This window comes from Micromonospora sp. NPDC048947, assembly GCF_040649495.1.
In the GTDB taxonomy this organism is placed as follows: Bacteria; Actinomycetota; Actinomycetes; order Mycobacteriales; family Micromonosporaceae; genus Micromonospora; species Micromonospora alfalfae.
On sequence record NZ_JBEZFO010000023.1, the window covers coordinates 35,502 to 52,116 of the forward strand.

General features: G+C 67.2%; 16 protein-coding genes and 1 tRNA gene. 5 read left to right on the forward strand and 12 right to left on the reverse strand.

Going from position 1 to position 16,615, the window contains the following annotated elements; translation table 11 throughout:
- Positions 1 to 24: 24 nt before the first annotated feature.
- The gene (locus tag AB0B98_RS27730; protein WP_357366435.1) at positions 25 to 420 is read right to left on the reverse strand and encodes a VOC family protein; all 396 of its coding nucleotides are present in this window, start codon (positions 418 to 420) and stop codon (positions 25 to 27) included.
- A gap of 252 nt (positions 421 to 672) precedes the next feature.
- Here AB0B98_RS27730 and AB0B98_RS27735 point away from each other — a divergent pair, with 252 nt between their 5' ends.
- Positions 673 to 1,671: a hypothetical protein gene (locus AB0B98_RS27735; RefSeq protein ID WP_357366437.1), complete on the forward strand. Its 999-nt coding sequence runs from the start codon at positions 673 to 675 to the stop codon at positions 1,669 to 1,671.
- A gap of 30 nt (positions 1,672 to 1,701) precedes the next feature.
- Here the strand turns inward: AB0B98_RS27735 and AB0B98_RS27740 are convergent, their stop codons facing one another.
- Together AB0B98_RS27740 and AB0B98_RS27745 are read right to left on the reverse strand one after the other, a co-directional pair.
- Positions 1,702 to 2,745: a hypothetical protein gene (locus AB0B98_RS27740; protein WP_357366439.1), complete on the reverse strand. Its 1,044-nt coding sequence runs from the start codon at positions 2,743 to 2,745 to the stop codon at positions 1,702 to 1,704.
- Positions 2,745 to 3,242, reverse strand: a complete 498-nt coding sequence (locus tag AB0B98_RS27745; protein ID WP_357366441.1) for a SigE family RNA polymerase sigma factor — start codon at positions 3,240 to 3,242, stop codon at positions 2,745 to 2,747. The genes AB0B98_RS27740 and AB0B98_RS27745 overlap by 1 nt, the downstream gene beginning before the upstream one ends.
- 759 nt (positions 3,243 to 4,001) lie before the next feature.
- On the opposite strand from AB0B98_RS27745, the gene AB0B98_RS27750 reads away from it, so the two are divergent.
- Entirely contained in the window at positions 4,002 to 4,304 is a 303-nt protein-coding gene (locus tag AB0B98_RS27750) for a MerR family transcriptional regulator (RefSeq protein WP_112584110.1), read from the forward strand.
- Between the two features lie 91 nt (positions 4,305 to 4,395).
- On the opposite strand, the gene AB0B98_RS27755 is transcribed toward AB0B98_RS27750, so the two are convergent.
- Positions 4,396 to 4,836, reverse strand: a complete 441-nt coding sequence (locus AB0B98_RS27755; RefSeq protein ID WP_357366443.1) for a hypothetical protein — start codon at positions 4,834 to 4,836, stop codon at positions 4,396 to 4,398.
- A 751-nt stretch (positions 4,837 to 5,587) separates the two neighbouring features.
- Here AB0B98_RS27755 and AB0B98_RS27760 point away from each other — a divergent pair.
- Positions 5,588 to 6,802, forward strand: a complete 1,215-nt coding sequence (locus AB0B98_RS27760) for a hypothetical protein (RefSeq protein WP_357366445.1) — start codon at positions 5,588 to 5,590, stop codon at positions 6,800 to 6,802.
- Here AB0B98_RS27760 and AB0B98_RS27765 read toward each other — a convergent pair.
- The 6 genes from AB0B98_RS27765 to AB0B98_RS27790 all read right to left on the reverse strand — a co-directional run bounded on the left by AB0B98_RS27765 (position 6,782) and on the right by AB0B98_RS27790 (position 12,815).
- On the reverse strand, positions 6,782 to 7,816 hold the full coding sequence (locus AB0B98_RS27765; protein ID WP_357366447.1) for an NAD-dependent epimerase/dehydratase family protein: 1,035 nt from the start codon (positions 7,814 to 7,816) through the stop codon (positions 6,782 to 6,784). The genes AB0B98_RS27760 and AB0B98_RS27765 overlap by 21 nt on opposite strands.
- 186 nt (positions 7,817 to 8,002) lie before the next feature.
- Positions 8,003 to 8,884 (reverse strand): hypothetical protein, encoded by an 882-nt coding sequence (locus tag AB0B98_RS27770; RefSeq protein ID WP_357366449.1) that lies wholly within the window; start codon positions 8,882 to 8,884, stop codon positions 8,003 to 8,005.
- 426 nt (positions 8,885 to 9,310) lie between these two features.
- Positions 9,311 to 9,442, reverse strand: a complete 132-nt coding sequence (locus tag AB0B98_RS27775; protein WP_357366451.1) for a tyrosine-type recombinase/integrase — start codon at positions 9,440 to 9,442, stop codon at positions 9,311 to 9,313.
- 870 nt (positions 9,443 to 10,312) lie between these two features.
- Entirely contained in the window at positions 10,313 to 11,086 is a 774-nt protein-coding gene (locus AB0B98_RS27780) for a hypothetical protein (RefSeq protein ID WP_357366453.1), read from the reverse strand.
- Complete coding sequence (locus tag AB0B98_RS27785) at positions 11,083 to 11,718, reverse strand: hypothetical protein (protein WP_357366455.1); 636 nt, start codon at positions 11,716 to 11,718, stop codon at positions 11,083 to 11,085. The genes AB0B98_RS27780 and AB0B98_RS27785 overlap by 4 nt, the downstream gene beginning before the upstream one ends.
- 1,021 nt (positions 11,719 to 12,739) lie before the next feature.
- Positions 12,740 to 12,815, reverse strand: a tRNA-Arg gene (locus AB0B98_RS27790).
- Positions 12,816 to 12,975: 160 nt separating this feature from the next.
- Between AB0B98_RS27790 and AB0B98_RS27795 the strand changes: the two genes are divergently transcribed.
- Entirely contained in the window at positions 12,976 to 13,671 is a 696-nt protein-coding gene (locus AB0B98_RS27795; protein WP_357366457.1) for a hypothetical protein, read from the forward strand.
- A 21-nt stretch (positions 13,672 to 13,692) separates the two neighbouring features.
- Here the strand turns inward: AB0B98_RS27795 and AB0B98_RS27800 are convergent, their stop codons facing one another.
- Positions 13,693 to 14,748, reverse strand: a complete 1,056-nt coding sequence (locus AB0B98_RS27800; protein ID WP_357366459.1) for an alpha/beta hydrolase — start codon at positions 14,746 to 14,748, stop codon at positions 13,693 to 13,695.
- A gap of 162 nt (positions 14,749 to 14,910) precedes the next feature.
- Positions 14,911 to 15,330, reverse strand: coding sequence for an HPF/RaiA family ribosome-associated protein (locus tag AB0B98_RS27805; protein ID WP_357366461.1), 420 nt, complete (start codon positions 15,328 to 15,330; stop codon positions 14,911 to 14,913).
- A gap of 304 nt (positions 15,331 to 15,634) precedes the next feature.
- On the opposite strand from AB0B98_RS27805, the gene AB0B98_RS27810 reads away from it, so the two are divergent.
- On the forward strand, positions 15,635 to 16,423 hold the full coding sequence (locus tag AB0B98_RS27810; protein ID WP_357366462.1) for a single-stranded DNA-binding protein: 789 nt from the start codon (positions 15,635 to 15,637) through the stop codon (positions 16,421 to 16,423).
- The last annotated feature ends 192 nt before the right edge of the window (positions 16,424 to 16,615 follow it).

A 16,615-nucleotide genomic window follows, 5' to 3' on the forward strand; every position in this document is an offset into this window, starting at 1 on the left:
TGTGTGCGGAGTGTCGCTAATGTGTCACTCTGTGCTGCGGGGCTGAAGGAGATCCCAGCGGTTGCCGTAGATATCGACGAACACCGCTACCGAACCGTACGCCTCGTGCCGCGGTTCCTCCAGAAAACGCACCCCGGCCGCCACCATCCGGGAATGGTCCCGGGCGAAATCCTCCGTGTGGAGGAACAGCCCGACCCGGCCGCCGGTCTGGTCACCGATCCGAGCCTGCTGCTCGGCGCTGCTCGCCCGGGCCAGCAGCACTGCCGTCTCCCGGGCCCCCGCCGGGCGGACCACCACCCAGCGTGAACCGTCGGGTCGGGCGGTGTCCTCCACCAGCTCGAAACCGAGGTCGCCGACGTAGAAGTCGATCGCCTCGTCGTACTCCCGCACCAGCAGCGCGACAAGTCCCAGATGTGCCATTCGGCCATTCTGCCGGCGGACGCCCCGGGCCCAGCCGGCGCGGCCCCCGGCGGTCGCCCACGTCACGCTCCCGGCCGGACGTTAGGCGCGTGATCCACTCGCGTTCATGGACGTCGGGGCATCCGGGGCCGCCCGACACCCCGACATCAAGGAACCCGAGTCGATCACGCAGGTGAGGTGCTGCGACCGGCCGGCCGGAACCGGACGCGTCCGTCGTCCGTCTCATCCCCGGGTGGAAGGGTGGTGAGCCGGATGCGCTCGTCCCGGACGGTACTGACGGTGGCACTGCTCGGCATGACGCTGGGTGGCTGCGGTGGCACGGTGATCGGGCCGGGTGATCCGAGGGAGCCCGGCCCGGCCCAGATCGTCGACCGGTGGACCTCCTGTGCCAGGGAGGCACCGCGGGCCGGCGAGATGATCGCGGCGCCGACCACTGAGACGTCGCCGCCGGCAGTGAAAGAACCGACTCCCGGTCGCATCGACCCGGCATTCAACCCGGTCGCGGCCGTGATCTGCGCACGCGAGATGCGGCCGGGCCCTAACGGCGGCCAGGAGCAGATCGCCACCGAGCGACGCGCCGAGCAGATCGGACCGCTGCTCACCGCGCTGCGCCTGCCCAGCGAGCAGACCGGCGGGGAGGTCGCCTGCACCCTCGAGATGGTCATCCCGCCGTGGTTGGCACTCGTGGACGACCGGGGGCGCTGGCTGCGGCCCCACATCCCGACGGACTCCTGCGGCAAACCTCGCGCCGAGGTGATCGCCGCGTTGGCCGGGCCGCAGTGGACCACCGTGGACACCCGTACCATCCAGCAGACCGAATCCGCGGCGGCCGAGGCCGCCGGATGCGCGCAGCAGTGGACGGACATGGTGTCTGTGGAGACCCGCAACGGTCGCCCCGGGCCGCCCGGGCCGGGGCTACCGCCGGCCGCCGGGCCGCTGCGCCTCTGCGTGTACCAGGTGCCCGCGTCGCTCCAGGAGGGCGAGAAACCGGCAGGCGATTTCGTGTACGGCGGTCCGCTGCCGACCGAGCGCCAGGCGGGCGTGTTCCGGGCGCTCTCCAACCGCCGGGCGGTGATCGACTGTGCCACCCCGGCGACCCGCTTCGCCCTGCTACGCCCGCTCCAGGGCGCAGGCCCCGACCGGTACGTGGAACTCGACGGCTGCCGCCGGTTCCTGGTCGCGCCAGCGACCGGCGCTGCGCAGCTCGGCCAGGGCGACGACGCGCTGGTAACCCTGCTGGGGCCCGTCTGAGCCCGAGCCGGGCGGCGCTGACGCAGTGCGTCACCAGGTGTCCGGGCGGTCGAGATCGCGGGCCGGCCGGTAGCCGCCGAGGATCGCCAAGCCCTCCGCCTCGGTGTAGCCGTCCCCCCAACCCTTGCGAAACGCCTCGACGACGCACTGCTCGACGACCATCTCCAGCACGTCACTGCCTTGCCGGCGGGCCCGGTAGGGGCCGGCGACCAGATCCCCTCGGCGGGCGTCGTCGCCGGCCGGGGCGGGTTGCGCCCGAACGGTCAGCCAACGGCCGGTTGCGTCACCGACCACCAGAGAGCCCTCGACGAAGATGTCCCGCGCCGACCGGCCGAACGTGACCGAGCACTCCAGCAGCCGTCCGTCGGGCGGCAGCGACTCCAGGCGGAACGGCACGACGCAGCGGTGGGCACCGTCGAACCGGACCCGGCCCGCCGTGCCGGCCGCCTCTTGCAGGTCGGTCGCGTACGTGTCCACCTGGGCCCAGAGCCCCTCGGCGGGTTGCCAGCGGACGAACCACAGCTTCCGGTCGCCGGACGGATCGAACCAGGCGACCCCCGGGCGGTCGCCGACCCGCACCTCGGTGCGTCCCTGCGGTCGCCCCTGCGAGGACAACGTCTGCTGGAGCCCGTCCAGCAGCCCTTCGGTGCGGGCCAGCACGAAACGGGCCTGACCGCTCGGGCCCCGAAACTCGACGCTCTCGATGCCGCGCCCGGTGCGCCAGGACGCGAAGTCGGCATCGCTCACCAACGTGTCGGTAGAGAAGTGCACAGTCGTGGGATCGGCGCCGACATCCTCGGGGCGTACGGTCCCATCGCTCTGAGCCTCCGGCAGCATCAGCGCCGTGGCCGGCATGATCGGGTCATCGGCGCCCCGAACGCCCGGGATCACCAGAACCACCGAGGTGAGAGCGGCACACGCCGCCGCCACGCCGCCGGCGATCAGCCCCCGTCGCCGCAGGCGCAACCGCCGCCCACGATGCCGGGCCCGTTGCACGATCGGCGTCGGATCGATGTCGCCGCCCGCCCGATGCCTGAGCGTGCTGGCGAGCTGCTCGTCGAGGTCACTGAACATCAGATCTCTCCTGCCCATGCGTGGGTTGCCGCAACCTGACGCTGACGCAGCGCCGCCAAGGCCCGCTTCGCGTGTGTGCGTACCGTCCCGGTCGAACAGGCCAGGATCTCGGCGATCGCCGTGTCGTCCAGATCCTCGTAGTAGCGCAGAACGACCACTGTGCGCTGACGCGCCGGCAGAGCACAGACCAACCGCCACAGCGCGTCACGCTCGGCGACCCCGGCGGCCTCGTCCACGTCGTCCGCCCGATCGAGCACCGCGGCAACCGAGACCTCCCGGCTGCTGCGCCGACGCCACCAAGAGTTGTGGGTGTTGACGAGCATGCGCCGGACGTAGGCATCGGGACGGTCCGTCCGCGAGATGTGGCCCCATCTGGCGTACACCCGAGCGAGGACATCCTGAACCAGATCCTCGGCTCGGTGCTCGTCACCGGTCAGCAGCCGGGCGAGCCGCACCAGCGCCGAAGTGCGAGCGAACGCGTACTCCTCGAACGTCACGCCCTATTAACGCCGCAGGCCGGCCAACCCGTAGACACCCGCCGGGCACTATGTGTGCGGTAGGCCTCGTAGGGCCCAGCTGTTGGCGCAGGTGCCCCGCCGCGACCCCTAGAGCTGTTGGACGATCTGGATCGGGTTGCCGTCCGGGTCGGCCGTCCAGGCGATCTCCGTCCTCGGAGAAAATCTATGAGCGAAGCGGTAGACATTCGTGCCGTTGCCAACTAACGTTCCTGTGGTCGAGAGCAGAGTAAACAAAGACGCTGACGTTGCCGCCCCGCACGAGGGCGAAGGGGTGGGGCCCAGGGAACCTGCAGGGCCTGCCCAGCTCGGCGGCAGACATTTGCCGTAGTTAGGCAGTACGCGGAAGGACGTGTGACAGCGGGTGGGGCCGACGCTTGTTCAGGGCCGCACCCGGCGTAACGAAAGTTCGTCGTACGTGTCAGGGCCATGAAGTCGCGTGGGGCTCGGACACCGACGGACAGCACGGAGTACGACAGAGGAAATCAGAGGCAAGGGAGGGCATTACACCGTTGGATCGCCCGCTGCCAGTCGCATTCGAGGGCTGGGCGCGGACACCGCAGTTTCCCTCGAACGAGAGGTGGTCTCCGGTCACGCATATGCGATCCTCGCACCCGAAGCCGTCCCTGACGGCTGGTGCGGACAAGACAAGCCGACGTTCCGTCGGTAGATGGTGTTCCTGACCCACAACCCTTGGGCCCCGGTGCTTCCGAGCACCGGGGCCCTCGTGACGGAGGTTCCATGGCTCAACCCGACGACATGCTCGACGATGAGGACTACCCCGCCTACACGATGGGCCGCGCCGCCGAGATCCTCGGCTGCTCGCAGGACTTCCTACGCCGACTCGGCGCTGCGAAGCTGATCGACCCGCAACGCTCCAGTGGCGGCCACCGCCGCTACTCCCGCTACCAACTGCGCCTCGCCGCGCGAGCTCGGGAGATGTGCGACCAGGGCACCGACCTGGCCTCGGCCTGCCGGATCATCATTCTTGAGGACCAACTCGAAGAGGCCCTTCGGCGCAATGAGCGTCACCAGCAGGGCTGAGCACCACACGCGGCGGCGGCCCGCGAAACCGACGTCAAGCACCACGCGGTCCCTCCCACCAGGGCAGGGGCCGTTCGTCGTCCGTGGACCTCTAATGGATCGGAGGAAGGACACCGTTCAGCGTGTACCGCTCCCCGTCGTCGCCCTGAAGGTTTGCCTGAAAGTCCTCGGCAAGGCCCCCGAATTCCCGGTAGGCATCGCCGTCGAAGTGGCCCTTGATCTCGATGGCACCTTCGAACCAGGTCAACGAGACAACGCTTCCATCGCCGCAGGGGAACACGTAGAAGGGGTGGCGGTCCTCGTCCCACCAGATCCATCCGCCCTGGGTGAGCGTCGGACTGCGTTCCGCGTAGGCGAGCCACTCTTCCAGAGCGATCGGGTGCTCTTCACTCTCGAAGTACTCCGCAGCCCGGGTGACGTGCAGTTCGTACCCATGGATCCTGCACGCAGTCGGCTCCCGTCCCGGGCGGAGCGCAGCTCGGGCCGGCCCCCGCTCAACGCGCAGCGGTAGCGGAGGCAGTGGCTCGATCATGGACGCGTCCAAGAGGTGCGGCTGCCAGAGCCGTCGGACGATTTTGACGACTCGCAGATCAACCCTTCTGCAACATGACCGCTGCCACTTCTGCGGCCAGCTCGATGGCCCAATCAAGCTGTGGGCAGACGTTTCGATCTCGGCACTCTAGGCACCCTCCTGCACGCCAAGGCTGGTCGAGTGCCCGAGTCCAGTGCGTGTCCAAGATTCGCTTGGCTATGAACAGCTCTGTCGCTCTGGAGATCGGTTCATCGATCGGCACCGTGATCCCCGTTCGGTCGGTACCACCGGACCTTGGTCACAATCGGCTCTCGTGCTGACGGGTCCCCAGGGACCCTGAGGCTCGCCCATCGCGGCCTAGCGGCATTCTTGACGCAACCGATGTACGTCTGATGTCCACAGATGCGCTCAGGCTCGCGCCAGGGTCGGAGAATCCGCCTCTTCCGTCCACGCCCACTGTGGTTCGCCGCGGTTTCGCCTCTTCCGGTCGATCTCCGAGTGGTCCCCGGAACCGGGGAGGATCGTTCTTGAAAAGCGAGGGGTTCAGCCACGGCCGTCTCCTCAGTAGTCTGTGGTTGGCGTTCCGTTCGGCCTGCTGAAACCCAGTGAAGTCGAAAGCGGTTGGGGTGCCGATGCAAACCCAGTGCAATGCGCGGAAATCCGATGCAACTTGCAAGCTCGGGAGACTACGGTGGCGACGGTAGACCGGTGGACAGGAAAACTCGCCTGCTCGCTTCAAGTCGCCTCGAGGATGACGAACGAGGGATTCGCGGGGTGGCTCGGGATCGCGACAAGGACAGTCGCCTACTGGCATAGTCGGCCCGACACTGTTCCTGGAAGCGCGAACCAAGAGTTGCTGGAGGCCGCCCTGGGCCGTGTATCGGATTCGGTTCGATCACGTTTCTTCGAAACGCTCAGCCGTATGCAGTCGGAGGGAATTGCTGGTAGCGACGGCATTGTTCTGGATGGTGTGAGTGCTGCTGCCGACTCGGTCGCCAACGATCCCTTGCTGATGAGTCTTGCTCTGCCGCACGACTCCATCGAGTCCTTGCAGGAAGACGTAACGCTGCTCGCCCGGTCGGGCGGCATGGGAGCCTTCGATGTGTTCGGCGGCGCCCGGCGGTTACGCGACGAGGCAAGAGCTTTAGTTGAGCGCACCCGTCGGCCCGTTGAGTTGGCCGATCTCTACGTGATTATCGGCCAGAGCGCCTCCCTCATGGCTTCCACCGCCTTCGATCTAGGGCACTGGAACGAGTCGGCGGCACTGGCCAGGGCATCGACGCAGTACGCCGACTTGGCCGGATATGCGTCATTGAAGGCATGGACCTACGGCCTGCAAATGACACTTGCAAACTGGCGCAACGAGCCTGATTCCGCACTGAGCTACTTCGCCCGTGCCATCCGAGCGGCGCCGGAGGGGGAGCCGAGACTGAGGCTCCGGTATATCGCTTCTCGCTCTCATGCGCTGCTCGCCGATTCCGATTCAGTCGCTGCCGTCTTAGGAGCAGCCCAACGAGACAGAGAATCGGCAGCGGACCGACCCGACGAACTCGCCACCTCTACTGGCGGGGAATTCGCATTCGGCGAAGCACGGGCGGCGGCATGTGCAGCGGCGGCATGGCTTGACCTCCGGAACGGCGAGCAAGCCGCGAGGTACGCCCGAGAGGCGTTGCAGGTGTACGAGGCGTTGCCCTCGCCCAGACGGCCGTACTCGCAGATCAATGGCACGCAGATCGATGTGGCCGCTGCTCACCTTCACATGCAGGACAAGGATGGCGCGGCTGAAGCGCTGCGCACCGTCTTGGACCTGCCGGCGCAGAAGCGAAACGTTTCACTGACAGGCCGGCTGTCGCGGATAGAGCACCTGCTGAGTGAATCGCCGTGGGACCGTGACGCAGACGCGCGGCAGCTCGCCGAGCGTATCTCGGCGTGGTTGTCGGAAACCTCAGCCCGTCCGCTCACCTGACCGGTGCCAGGCGGCCAACACCTGCTCCTCCTTCTCCCGACTCATGCCGATCTCCGCAGCCCGATCGTGGTTGCTGTGCTCGCCAATCTCCACCAACCATCGCCAGGTGTCGCGGACGGTCAGGGCGAGCGGCCGGCAGCGCAGGCCGGCTGCCTGCGCTTTGGCGGTCTCGACCCGCCACACGCCGTCGAACGTGCGCCATAGGGGCAGCTCGGACCACTGCCGCACTCCTTGGTTGAACAGCACCTCGTCGGGCACCCAGTCGAAGGAGGCGTCAGCCCGAGTCGCGTGGGCGCAGTCCGCCAGTAGTCCGCCGAAGGTGGCGCCGTCCACCGGGGCGCAGACGTTGAACGCGCCCGAGGAGCCCTCGGTGATGGTGTGGAGTGCGAATGCGGCCAGGTCGCGTACGTCGATCGGCTGGATTGTGCGGTCGGGGGAGCCGGGGGCTAGGACTTGTCCACCGGCAGCCACGCGACGCAGCCACCACGGCAGGCGGCCGACGTACTCACGCGGACCGAGCACGACACCGGGACGCAGAATCGTCGTCCGATCTACTCCGAACGCGGCGACCACTGCTGCCTCGCAACCGGACTTTTGGTAGCCGTATTGGGTCGGCCCGTCCTCGGTGTCCGTGCCGTAGTCCGGGCCGGCGTCAGGCGGGCAGTAAAGCACGTCGGAGCGTTCGGTGAGCGGCTTCAATGGCCAGTCTCGGTAGACGCTGACCGTAGACATGAAGACGTAGCGACCGACGACGGGAGCGAGAGCACGGGCCACGTCGAGAGTGTTCCTCGGTACGTATCCCGAGGTGTCAATCACGGCATCCCAAGGGCCGGCAGCAGCGAGGGTGGCGATGTCTTCGGGGTGGGTTCGATCGCCTCGGATGGGCCGTACAGCTTCTAGGAAGGGGTCGGAGGTGCCCCGGTTGAAGGTAGTGACCTCCCAGCCAGCGTCGATGGCTGCTGTGACGGTCGCGTGGCCTACGAACCAGGTTCCGCCGAGCACTAGCAAGCGCATAGGCACATCATGTCAATTTATCGATCAGCCGCGAATCGACCCCGTGCCTCTTTGAGGCGGGCCGCAGGTGAGCCGGCGTCGGCCCGGCCCCGCCCGATGGCGGCCAGCGCAATATCGGCCGGGGCGCGCCGGGCGGATCCCCTCGTTGGTCGATGACTGCCGGACGCGGGGATCCGCTCGCAGCAGTTAAGCAGCCCGAAGTACGCCTGTAGCAAGCCAATGAACGAGCAGAACCGCCAAATTAACCGCTGCCTCCGCCTCTTCCTGGTTCTGCCGACGAGAACTAGCACCTCCGCCATGGCGTGAATGCTGGGCATGCCAGAGCAACTCCATCATCACCACAACGCCTTCCGCGTTGCGCAGATCGCCAGACCTGTCAGGAAGAATAACGTTCCACTTGTGCGGCACGCTCTTAAGTTGTCCGATGACGGTACCGAGCGTTGACTTGTTGCTATCGGCTCTCTTTTCCTCCACGAGGGGGCAGGCAATCTCTTCAACTGCTCTTATGGCCTCATTGAATGCTTTATCCGGGTCTGGGTTGCGGCCATAAGCCGCCACCCAAGCTGCCCGTATATGCGCCGCAGCATCTTTCGGAGCTGCAACTACGGCCTGATCGAGCGCCTGCTCAACGGTGTCGCCTACCCTGCGAACCAACCGTCGCTCGTCCAACTCAATCCGATACGACGAGCCGCCGTCCGACAGAACGTCTTGCAGCTCAGCTAGGCGGTCGATCCAGTATTCAAAGGTACCTGCCATCCTGTGAACGTTGTATACATTTTCAGATCGACTCCATCCGGGGTGAGACTGAAGGATCGCGTCAACGACATCGAGCAACTCCGGAATGTCGGCGCGAACCAACCTTGTCTCGTAGTTTTGCTTGGTTCTTGGTGTTAGGCGGAGGCGAAGGCATACCCGACGGGCTGTATCGTATTCCTCTTCAAGAGACGCACTTATCCAGTGGCGAAGTGGCATTTCTAGCCAGTCGGGCACGCCGTCGTGTAGGGCTCTGTCCGGCAACCGGCCGGCAAGCCGGTCGCTTAGACTTTGAAAGGGTTGGCGGTCAGTCACTGAGCCAGGCTAATGGGCGAGCGCTAGCCGATCGACCCCGTTCTGAGCGCTCAGGTCCAGCCGTCCGTCTGGGTGTAGCCCTCCTTGCGGCGGCCCGGAAAACAGCGCATATCGGCCCAAGCCCGCAACTCGCGCAGACGCTACGGCCGCTCGGCGATCTCGGGTCACGCTCATCAACTGCTCTGCTGCTGCCAAGAGGCCACAGGCGGGGGAGTTGTGCCGACGAAGACGCCATGCGCCGCCGCCAGTTCGGCAATCACAGGGAGCTGATCGCCCTGCCGTAGTGGCGGTTGCGATCCGCTCGCGAAGCTCTGCCGCTATCACCCGGTAAGGGCTGCACTCCGCCGTGCGTTGCGTCGGTGCGACAGGTCGCGGTGGCATCCAAGCGGCCAGCGTCCCGGCGGCCCGTTGGTCCGATCCCGAGAGCTAGGCGGCGTAGACCCGGAGCGCCGTTGTCCCGCCGTGGCCAAACCGCCCGGCGACCGTCCGTGCATCGACACCCGCGTTGATCAGTTCGTTAGCCCAGTAATGGCGCAGCGCGTTGATGTGGCTGTCCATGCCCAGCCGGGTGGCGAGCCGACCGTACCGCCGGGTGATGATGTCGGTCGATAGCCACGGCTGTTGTCCGGTTCGGGGGAGACGATATAATCGGCAGAGTCGGCGTCCGCATCGAGCTGCGCCAGGCGGTCGAGATAACGCCCGTGCAACCCCCCGCTGCACTTCGATCGTCTTCGGGTCGAGAGTATCCCGCCGCTGCTGGTGCGTCTTGGTGTCCTTCTCCCGCAGCTCGCCGTGTTTGTCCAGGTAGGCGCTGCGCCGCAACTCAGCACACCGACGGCCAGGTCGAGATGCTGCCAACGTAGTGCGCACAGCTCGCCGCGCCGGGCGCCCGTCGTGATGGCGAGCCAGACCAGCGCCCCCAGTCCGGATCGCGCCAGGCTTCATTCCGCCGATCGGGTCGACCCCGGCATAGACCTTCACCCGCAGTAACTCGCTGGGCAGCGTTTCGATCTCGCGCCGCTGGCGCTTAGTGCGTCCGTTCGAGGCTGCCCACGGGGTCACCGTAGACCGCTCGCACCACGAACAGCCCCACGCGAGCTGGTCGGAAGAGGGAAGTGCCTGAGCGCCCGGCAGGATTCGAACCTGCGGGTCTGCTGCCTTGGGATTAGACGGGCTACTAGCATTTCCCCGGACCGCCTCGCATGGCCGTCCCCCTACGCTGGTAGGGCCTCACGGGGTGCAGTTATTGCAGGTCAGCGCACATCTAGATGCAACCCAGCAGGTAGTCATTTCCGATCGCTTCCGGCCGTCTCCGGAGATCGCTGCGGACCCTCGACGGACCCCCGAACTTGAGCCGGCGCTACACGGTACGGGTACTGCCCCTGGGCAGCGGCTCCTCTCCTGTGCGGAGAGGAGCCGCTGCGCCGGCTACAAGACCTGCCGCGGAAGGATCCGATCCTCCACCGCTTTTGCGCCGATGGGAGAGAGGGTCACGTGGCCTGTTGTCTCGTCGTACTCCACAAGTCGGTCCCGATGGAGTTGCCGGAGGACTCTCTTGTAGTTGGACAGACGATCTTGTTCGAGATGCTTGGCGAGGATCCTGTCCGTTAGTTGCGTAGTGAGCGAATGAAGCAGCAGCAGAGTCTTGTTGGGGAGGGACAGCGACGGGTCGAGCACCCGCGCTGTATCACCGACATGCCAGATCAACGGGACTTGGCGCTCCACTAGGGCTTCGACAACGCTCGTTGCCGTTGCTAGGTCGGTGCCATGGAACAAACGGACGAACTCAGCAGTGATCCACTGAGCCGCGTGCAGCACGAAGGTGGCATCCATGTGATTAGCGCTTACGTCGCCGCCAACATGCCCAACGCCGCGATTGTTGCGGATGTCGTACAGCGCAACGAGCACACGAGGTGCCGTCACCCGCGCCGACCTCGGATATAGCTTACTGTCCGCGTTCTCCAGTAGCTTGCAAGCATGGTCGAAGCGGGACGGCTTGCTGGCTGTCTGGGCATAATTGCCCCCATCTAGATAGCCCGCAAGGATCGTGTACCCGACTTCCGCGAAACGTCCACCGTCTAGCTCGGCCGCTTCCCACCGCCCCTCCCGGTAGTTGCGAGTGATCTTGCGAAACTCCTCTACCAACTCGGCGCGGAGCCTTGGCGGCAGGTGCGCCAGGGCCGTCGCCGCGTCAAGCGTCACTTCTTGCCCTTCGGTAGCGGCATGCCCTTCACCGTGTTGCGGCCTCCGGGCGTTGTCTTGATATCCGTGCTCTTCCGAGTGTCGATCCAGTGCTGGGTAGAAGCTGTCTTGCGAAGCGCAACGTCGGGGGAGCCTGGTTCGTCCCAGTCGACAGCTTTGTAGGCCGCCAGAACCTGGCCGACCCCAACCGCTGGCAGTTCGGCCACGTGCTCCAGCCAGAACACCGCAAGCAAGTTTTTCTGGTCGATCGTTGCCGGCCGCTTGGCTTCCACGAAGTCCTTGAACGACTGCTTGCCCTCGGGCCAGAAGTCGATGTGGCGATCCGGCGCCCAAGTCTTGCGGGTGGTGGCTTTCCGTGGCGTGGTGGCCTTCTTGACCCTCCGCGACCGACCCCCAGTCGCGGAAGGCTCTACATCAGGCTGTTTCTCGGCTTCTGCAACCCGTCCGTTTTCAGTGGGTTGCTGCGAGACCGGCAGCACCTCCGGGGGGGCCGTTCGCGGCGTCGGCACTCCCTTGAAGGTGCTGATCAATTCTTCGAAAGCCCGCTGCTTCAGTCCATCCGGAAGATCCCTTACCGCCTCCGCGATCTTGGGCATGACATCGAGCAATTGCTGGAAGTCCCCCTCGGCCACTGACCTCTCCCTATGCCGGTGATGGTGAACAGGCCATTCTCTTACGCAGAGGGAGCGATGTAAAGCTGATCAATGCGAGTTGGATGATCAGTTACGTGGGTATCGGACCGAATGTTCGAAAGCTGATGACTCTAGATTACGTCCTACTGTGGACAACTATGCCAAGCTCCGCCGCTGAACAACCGTTACAGGACGAGGCTTCTAGTCCATCGGTGCCCGCCCGATCCGTGCGCCACCGCGGTCGAAGACCTTGCCCCGAGCGCGGCTCTCCGTACGGTGCTGGTCGGTCGCATGCCTCCGCCTTGCGCCAGGCGTCCGGATCCGCCGGAGCCGGGGCGGCACCGTGAGCGCTCCACGGGAGGTCCGTCGTGACATCCGCTCGGATCGTTTCCGGCTCCCCCTGGTCGAACTTGCCGGAGAACAGATCCCGGAGACCTTGCGTCCAGCCCGGCTCCACGGTGACGTCGATGTCCATGCCACCCTTGAATCCGGCCCGCTCCAGCGCCCAGGCGATCGCCGCTGCCTCGACGCGCTCCGCTGCGTCCCGATCCTCATCGGTCGCCACCCGAGCGGACGCCTCGATCCGTTCGATCAACTCGACAACTCCTCCTCGCGTCGTACATCGGCGGCCGCTCTTAGCGAGGGGCCTAGCCGTACCTCGGTGGGCCACGAGATCGCGTACTTGAGCCCAACGTCCCTGCCGTACTTGGCTCCGACGAGGGCAGACACACCAAGATCCGTAAGGCCGCACTTGACCCAAACTTGGTCATCGGGCCGCCTCTCCGGGCTCCCGGATGTACTGGAAGCGGTCCGCCGTCGAGCCGGACGCACCCCCGCGCTCACCCTTGATCTTGGCCACGGAGCCGTCTCGAGCCAGCGCCTCCATCTGCCGCCGTACGCACGCCTTGACCTGCCGCGAGGACGACCGCCTGGGTTGGCCGGGACCGAACGCGCGGACCCTCACCGGACCTTCGATCTTGGTCGGAGTTCGGAGTGAACCTGTGTCTGAGCAGATCAAGTGTGGTGCGCCCGGCAGGATTCGAACCTGCGGCCTTGGGATTAGAAGTCCCCTGCTCTATCCGCTGAGCTACGGGCGCGTGTGACGTGGATGTCGCGCCCAGAGGGTACCGCCGTCCCACTGCCCGACGGCAAAAAGGGTGCCCGCGTCCACGTTGCCGAGCAGAGTCTCACGTCCGCCTCGTAGCGGGCATCCGGGTTACCGCGGACCGGCCTCGCCTCGGACCGTACCTTTGGCTGGTGTTGCTGGATTCCGACGCCGAGAGCGACGTCGCCTACGAGCTGTGCCAGGTCGTCGGTCGTGCCATCCTGCCGTACCGGTCCTCGGGCGACTTCGGTACCGCGTTCTTTTTCCAGGGCGGCGACGACCCGGTGGGGGAGTCGCTGTTGACGGCGGCGGACCTGGTGGGCGGTTCGGGTGGTGAGTTGAGCCTGCGGGCGAGCGTCACCGAGCCGGCGGGGGTGGCCCCGGCCGTCATTTCGGAGACCGAGATCGTGCCCGGTTGGGCCCGCTTCGCAGGCGACGGGGTCGCTCTGTTGCCGACCGCTGGCCTGCACCGGTATGCCGGCGACGGCGGCTGGCGGTGGCGCGTCCAGCCGGTGCCGTCGGGGATCGTCGCCGGGCCCGAGGTGGTCGCCCGCCTCGGCGCCGACGCCAGTTCCGCTTTCGTGCTGGCCCATGGGGTACGCGAAGACGGGTCGCGGCCGCTGGAGGTCGCGATCGAGCGGGTGGTCCGCGACGGGGACGCCGTGCTGATCACTACCGAGCTGCCGCCGGGGTACGTCGGCGCGCCGGTCTTCGTCGTTCAGGCCGAACCCACCGGTGAGGTCTCCCCGTACTGCCTGGGCCTGGTCCTACCCGGTGTCGGCGCGCACCCGGTGGCGACCTTCGACCGGATCAGCGCCGTCCTTCCGGCTACGCCCGGCGACGTCTGAACCGCGCGCCGTCCGGCCCGGTCAGCCGCCGGGCGTCGCCGCCCCCGCCGCGTCGGCCGTCTGCGCGTTGGCGGGCGGTGTGTCAGCGCGATCGGCGTGGGTAGGCGCAGCGTCGGCCGGGGCGGTGGGGCCGGCGGCGAGGAACGCCTCGGCCCAGCGGCCCACCTCGTCGAAGACCTTTGTCCGTACGGCGGGGCCGGAGAGCGTGAGGTCGTGCAACCCGCCGTCGAAGCGGGCCAGTGTGACGTGGCGACCGAGGCGGGGCGCGTAGCGGACCATGTGCTCGACGTCCAGTACGGCGTCGGCCAGTGTCGCGTTGTCGTGCCACTTGGTGCCCCGGAAGGAGCGGGTCGAGCAGGCCAGCAGCACCGGTACCTGGATGTCCAGCCCGGCGCGGAGCCGACGTTGCCCGGTGCGGATCGCGTTCAGCCAGCCGGCCCGGACCGGAAACCCGGCCAGCGGCTTCCACGCCAGGTCATAGGTCCACTCGCCGCGGTGGTCGGAGTGGATGCTTTCGCCGTACACGGTGCCCAGCCCAAACGGGAGGATGCGGTGCGGCGCCCTGCGGCCCAGCCGGGACGCGGCGGCCGCGAGGGGTCGGCGGACCGCCCAGGGGGCGTTCAGGTCGAAGAAGGGGCTGTTGAGCACCAGGCCGTCGACGGTGCCGGTGTCGCGGCGGGCGTCCGCCCAGAGCGAGATGATCAGGCCGCCGGTGGAGTGACCCATCGCCAGCAGTGTGTCGTGCCCGTCGTCGGAGCGGATGATCTCGGCGGCGGCGTCCAGCTCGGGGAAGTAGTCGCTGATGTCGCGGCAGAAGTTCGGGGTCTGACCCGGGAGCAGACTGCGACCGTATTTGCGCAGGTCGAGCGCGTAGAAGTCCCAGCCTCGCCCGGCGAAGAAGTCGGCCAGATGGGTCTGGAAGAAGTAGTCGACGAAGCCGTGCACGTAGAGCACGGCCCGACCGGTGGGGCGCTCGGCCCGCCGCCGGACCAGTGTCGCGACAACGGGGCCTTCGTCGTCGGTACCCAGGTCGATCGTCTGCCGCTCGTACGGCGGCCCCAACACGTCCGGTTCCACAAACGCGACGCTACGCCGCCAACCTACCCAGCGGTAGCCCACGCCGCGCTCGTCCCGCCGCCCCACTCACCCCCGCGATCTTGCACTTTCTGTCCCGACAAAAGGGGGCAATAGTCGCTGTTCGGGAGCCGAAAGTGCAAGATCGCGGGGATGGGACGTGGGTCAGGCCGTTTCCGCGTCGGCGCGGAGAGCCGGGTTGTCCGACTCGTCGGCCTCCAACTGTGGCTGGGGGAGGTCGCGCAGGTGCTTGTTGTGCCGGGGCTCCTGGCGGGTCTTGGCGTCGTTGAGCCGCCGGCGCAGGTCGTCACGGACGTCATTGAGCGCGGCGTGCAGGTCCTCCTCGGCGGAGGTGGTGACGATCTTCTGCCGGCCGGCGATCCAGCACTCCAGGGTGACCTTCTGACCACGCGCCTCCCGGTCCTTCACCGACACCTCCAGCTCGGTGGCGTCGGCGTGGAAGCTGGCGAGCCGGGCGTCGAGGGTGCCGAACTGCTCGGCGATCCAGTTGCGGTCGCCCTGCGAGAACCCGGCTCCGACCCGCAGGCACTCAGCCACTGTGGCCGGGTTCGCCACGGCGCTCATCGCTGCGCCTCGGAAGCGTTCGCGGAGCCGATGGTAGTGATCATCATGGCGCTGACCTCTCGTCGACGTGGAGCTGTCGGTGGTGCGTTGATCAAGTCATTACCCAGTTCGGGCGGCCTGGGAAACCGTGGACGGCGGGTCGGCTGGGTCGGGCGTACCACATCCGGGCTTGATCAGGGCTTTGTCCACAGGTCGGTTCGTCATCCACAGGTCGGGGATGGGTGCTCACGAAGTGCGTCCTCAGTGTCGATGCTCGGAGTCGAGTCGACTCGCGCTGGCAGGCCCCGATCCCCCTGGAGGGACGATGTTCGACACTTACGTGACAATCGTCGGCAATGTGCTGACTACGCCCGAGTGGCGGCGTACGACCCAGAGCAACACTCTGGTGGCCAACTTCAAGGTCGCCTCCACCGCCCGCCGACTCGATCGGGACAGCGGCCGGTGGGTTGACGGCAATTCGCTCCGCGTCCGCGTCAACTGTTGGCGCAAGCTCGCCGAGGGGGTGGCCGCCTCCGTCATGGTGGGCGATCCGGTGGTGGTCTGCGGGCGGCTCTACACCCGTGACTGGACCGACGACGGCGGTAACCACCGCACGCTCTACGAGTTGGAGGCGGTCGCCGTCGGCCATGACCTGTCCCGGGGGCGCGCCCGCTTCCTGCGCAACCGGCCGAGCATGGCGACCAGCACCGTGGAGGACGCGGAGGCCGAAAGCCGGGTGCACGGCGAGCCCACCGAGCCGGTGCCGGCCGGGCAGGCGCCAGTGCTGCCCGACGACAGTCCGCTGGACGACGACTTCGAGCTGCCCGACTACGCGGAGCTGCGGACCAGCCCGTTCGGCAACGTCCCGGCGGACGACGACAGCTCCCCGAGCGGCGGGGTCCTCGGTGACGGCAGAGCGCTCGCGAGCAGCGGGCAGGCCGACGTTCCGCCGGAGCTCGACGACGAGTTGGCCCCTCCGCCCGAGGCGGACGACGACAACGCCGACGGTGACCTGGACATCGAGTTGGGGCCGGTGCCCGGCGAGGGGCAGCCGCAGCCGGCGCAGCCCGGTCGAGGGCGGCGTGGTCGGAGCCGGATCCCGCAACCAGCCTGACTTGCCGGCTCGACCGCCGCCCAACCAGCGACGGTCGAGCCGGGCCGAGGCACCGCCTCGGCGACGGGCGCTGCGGTGAAGCGGCACCGCCTGGCTCGGCACCGCCTGGCTCGGCACCGCCTGGCTCGGCACCGCCTGGCTCGGCACCGCCTGGCTCGGCACCGCCTGGCTCGGCACCGCCTGGCTCGGCAC

Excerpts from the sequence above, each read along its gene's own strand:
- AB0B98_RS27730 (WP_357366435.1), bottom strand. The coding sequence starts at position 420 with ATGGCACATCTGGGACTTGTCGCGCTGCTGGTGCGGGAGTACGACGAG.
- AB0B98_RS27765 (WP_357366447.1), bottom strand. The coding sequence starts at position 7,816 with ATGCGCTTGCTAGTGCTCGGCGGAACCTGGTTCGTAGGCCACGCGACC.
- AB0B98_RS27740 (WP_357366439.1), bottom strand. The coding sequence starts at position 2,745 with ATGTTCAGTGACCTCGACGAGCAGCTCGCCAGCACGCTCAGGCATCGG.
- AB0B98_RS27810 (WP_357366462.1), top strand. The coding sequence starts at position 15,635 with ATGTTCGACACTTACGTGACAATCGTCGGCAATGTGCTGACTACGCCC.
- AB0B98_RS27755 (WP_357366443.1), bottom strand. The coding sequence starts at position 4,836 with ATGATCGAGCCACTGCCTCCGCTACCGCTGCGCGTTGAGCGGGGGCCG.
- AB0B98_RS27805 (WP_357366461.1), bottom strand. The coding sequence starts at position 15,330 with ATGAGCGCCGTGGCGAACCCGGCCACAGTGGCTGAGTGCCTGCGGGTC.
- AB0B98_RS27775 (WP_357366451.1), bottom strand. The coding sequence starts at position 9,442 with ATGGACAGCCACATCAACGCGCTGCGCCATTACTGGGCTAACGAACTG.
- AB0B98_RS27760 (WP_357366445.1), top strand. The coding sequence starts at position 5,588 with ATGACGAACGAGGGATTCGCGGGGTGGCTCGGGATCGCGACAAGGACA.
- AB0B98_RS27735 (WP_357366437.1), top strand. The coding sequence starts at position 673 with ATGCGCTCGTCCCGGACGGTACTGACGGTGGCACTGCTCGGCATGACG.
- AB0B98_RS27750 (WP_112584110.1), top strand. The coding sequence starts at position 4,002 with ATGGCTCAACCCGACGACATGCTCGACGATGAGGACTACCCCGCCTAC.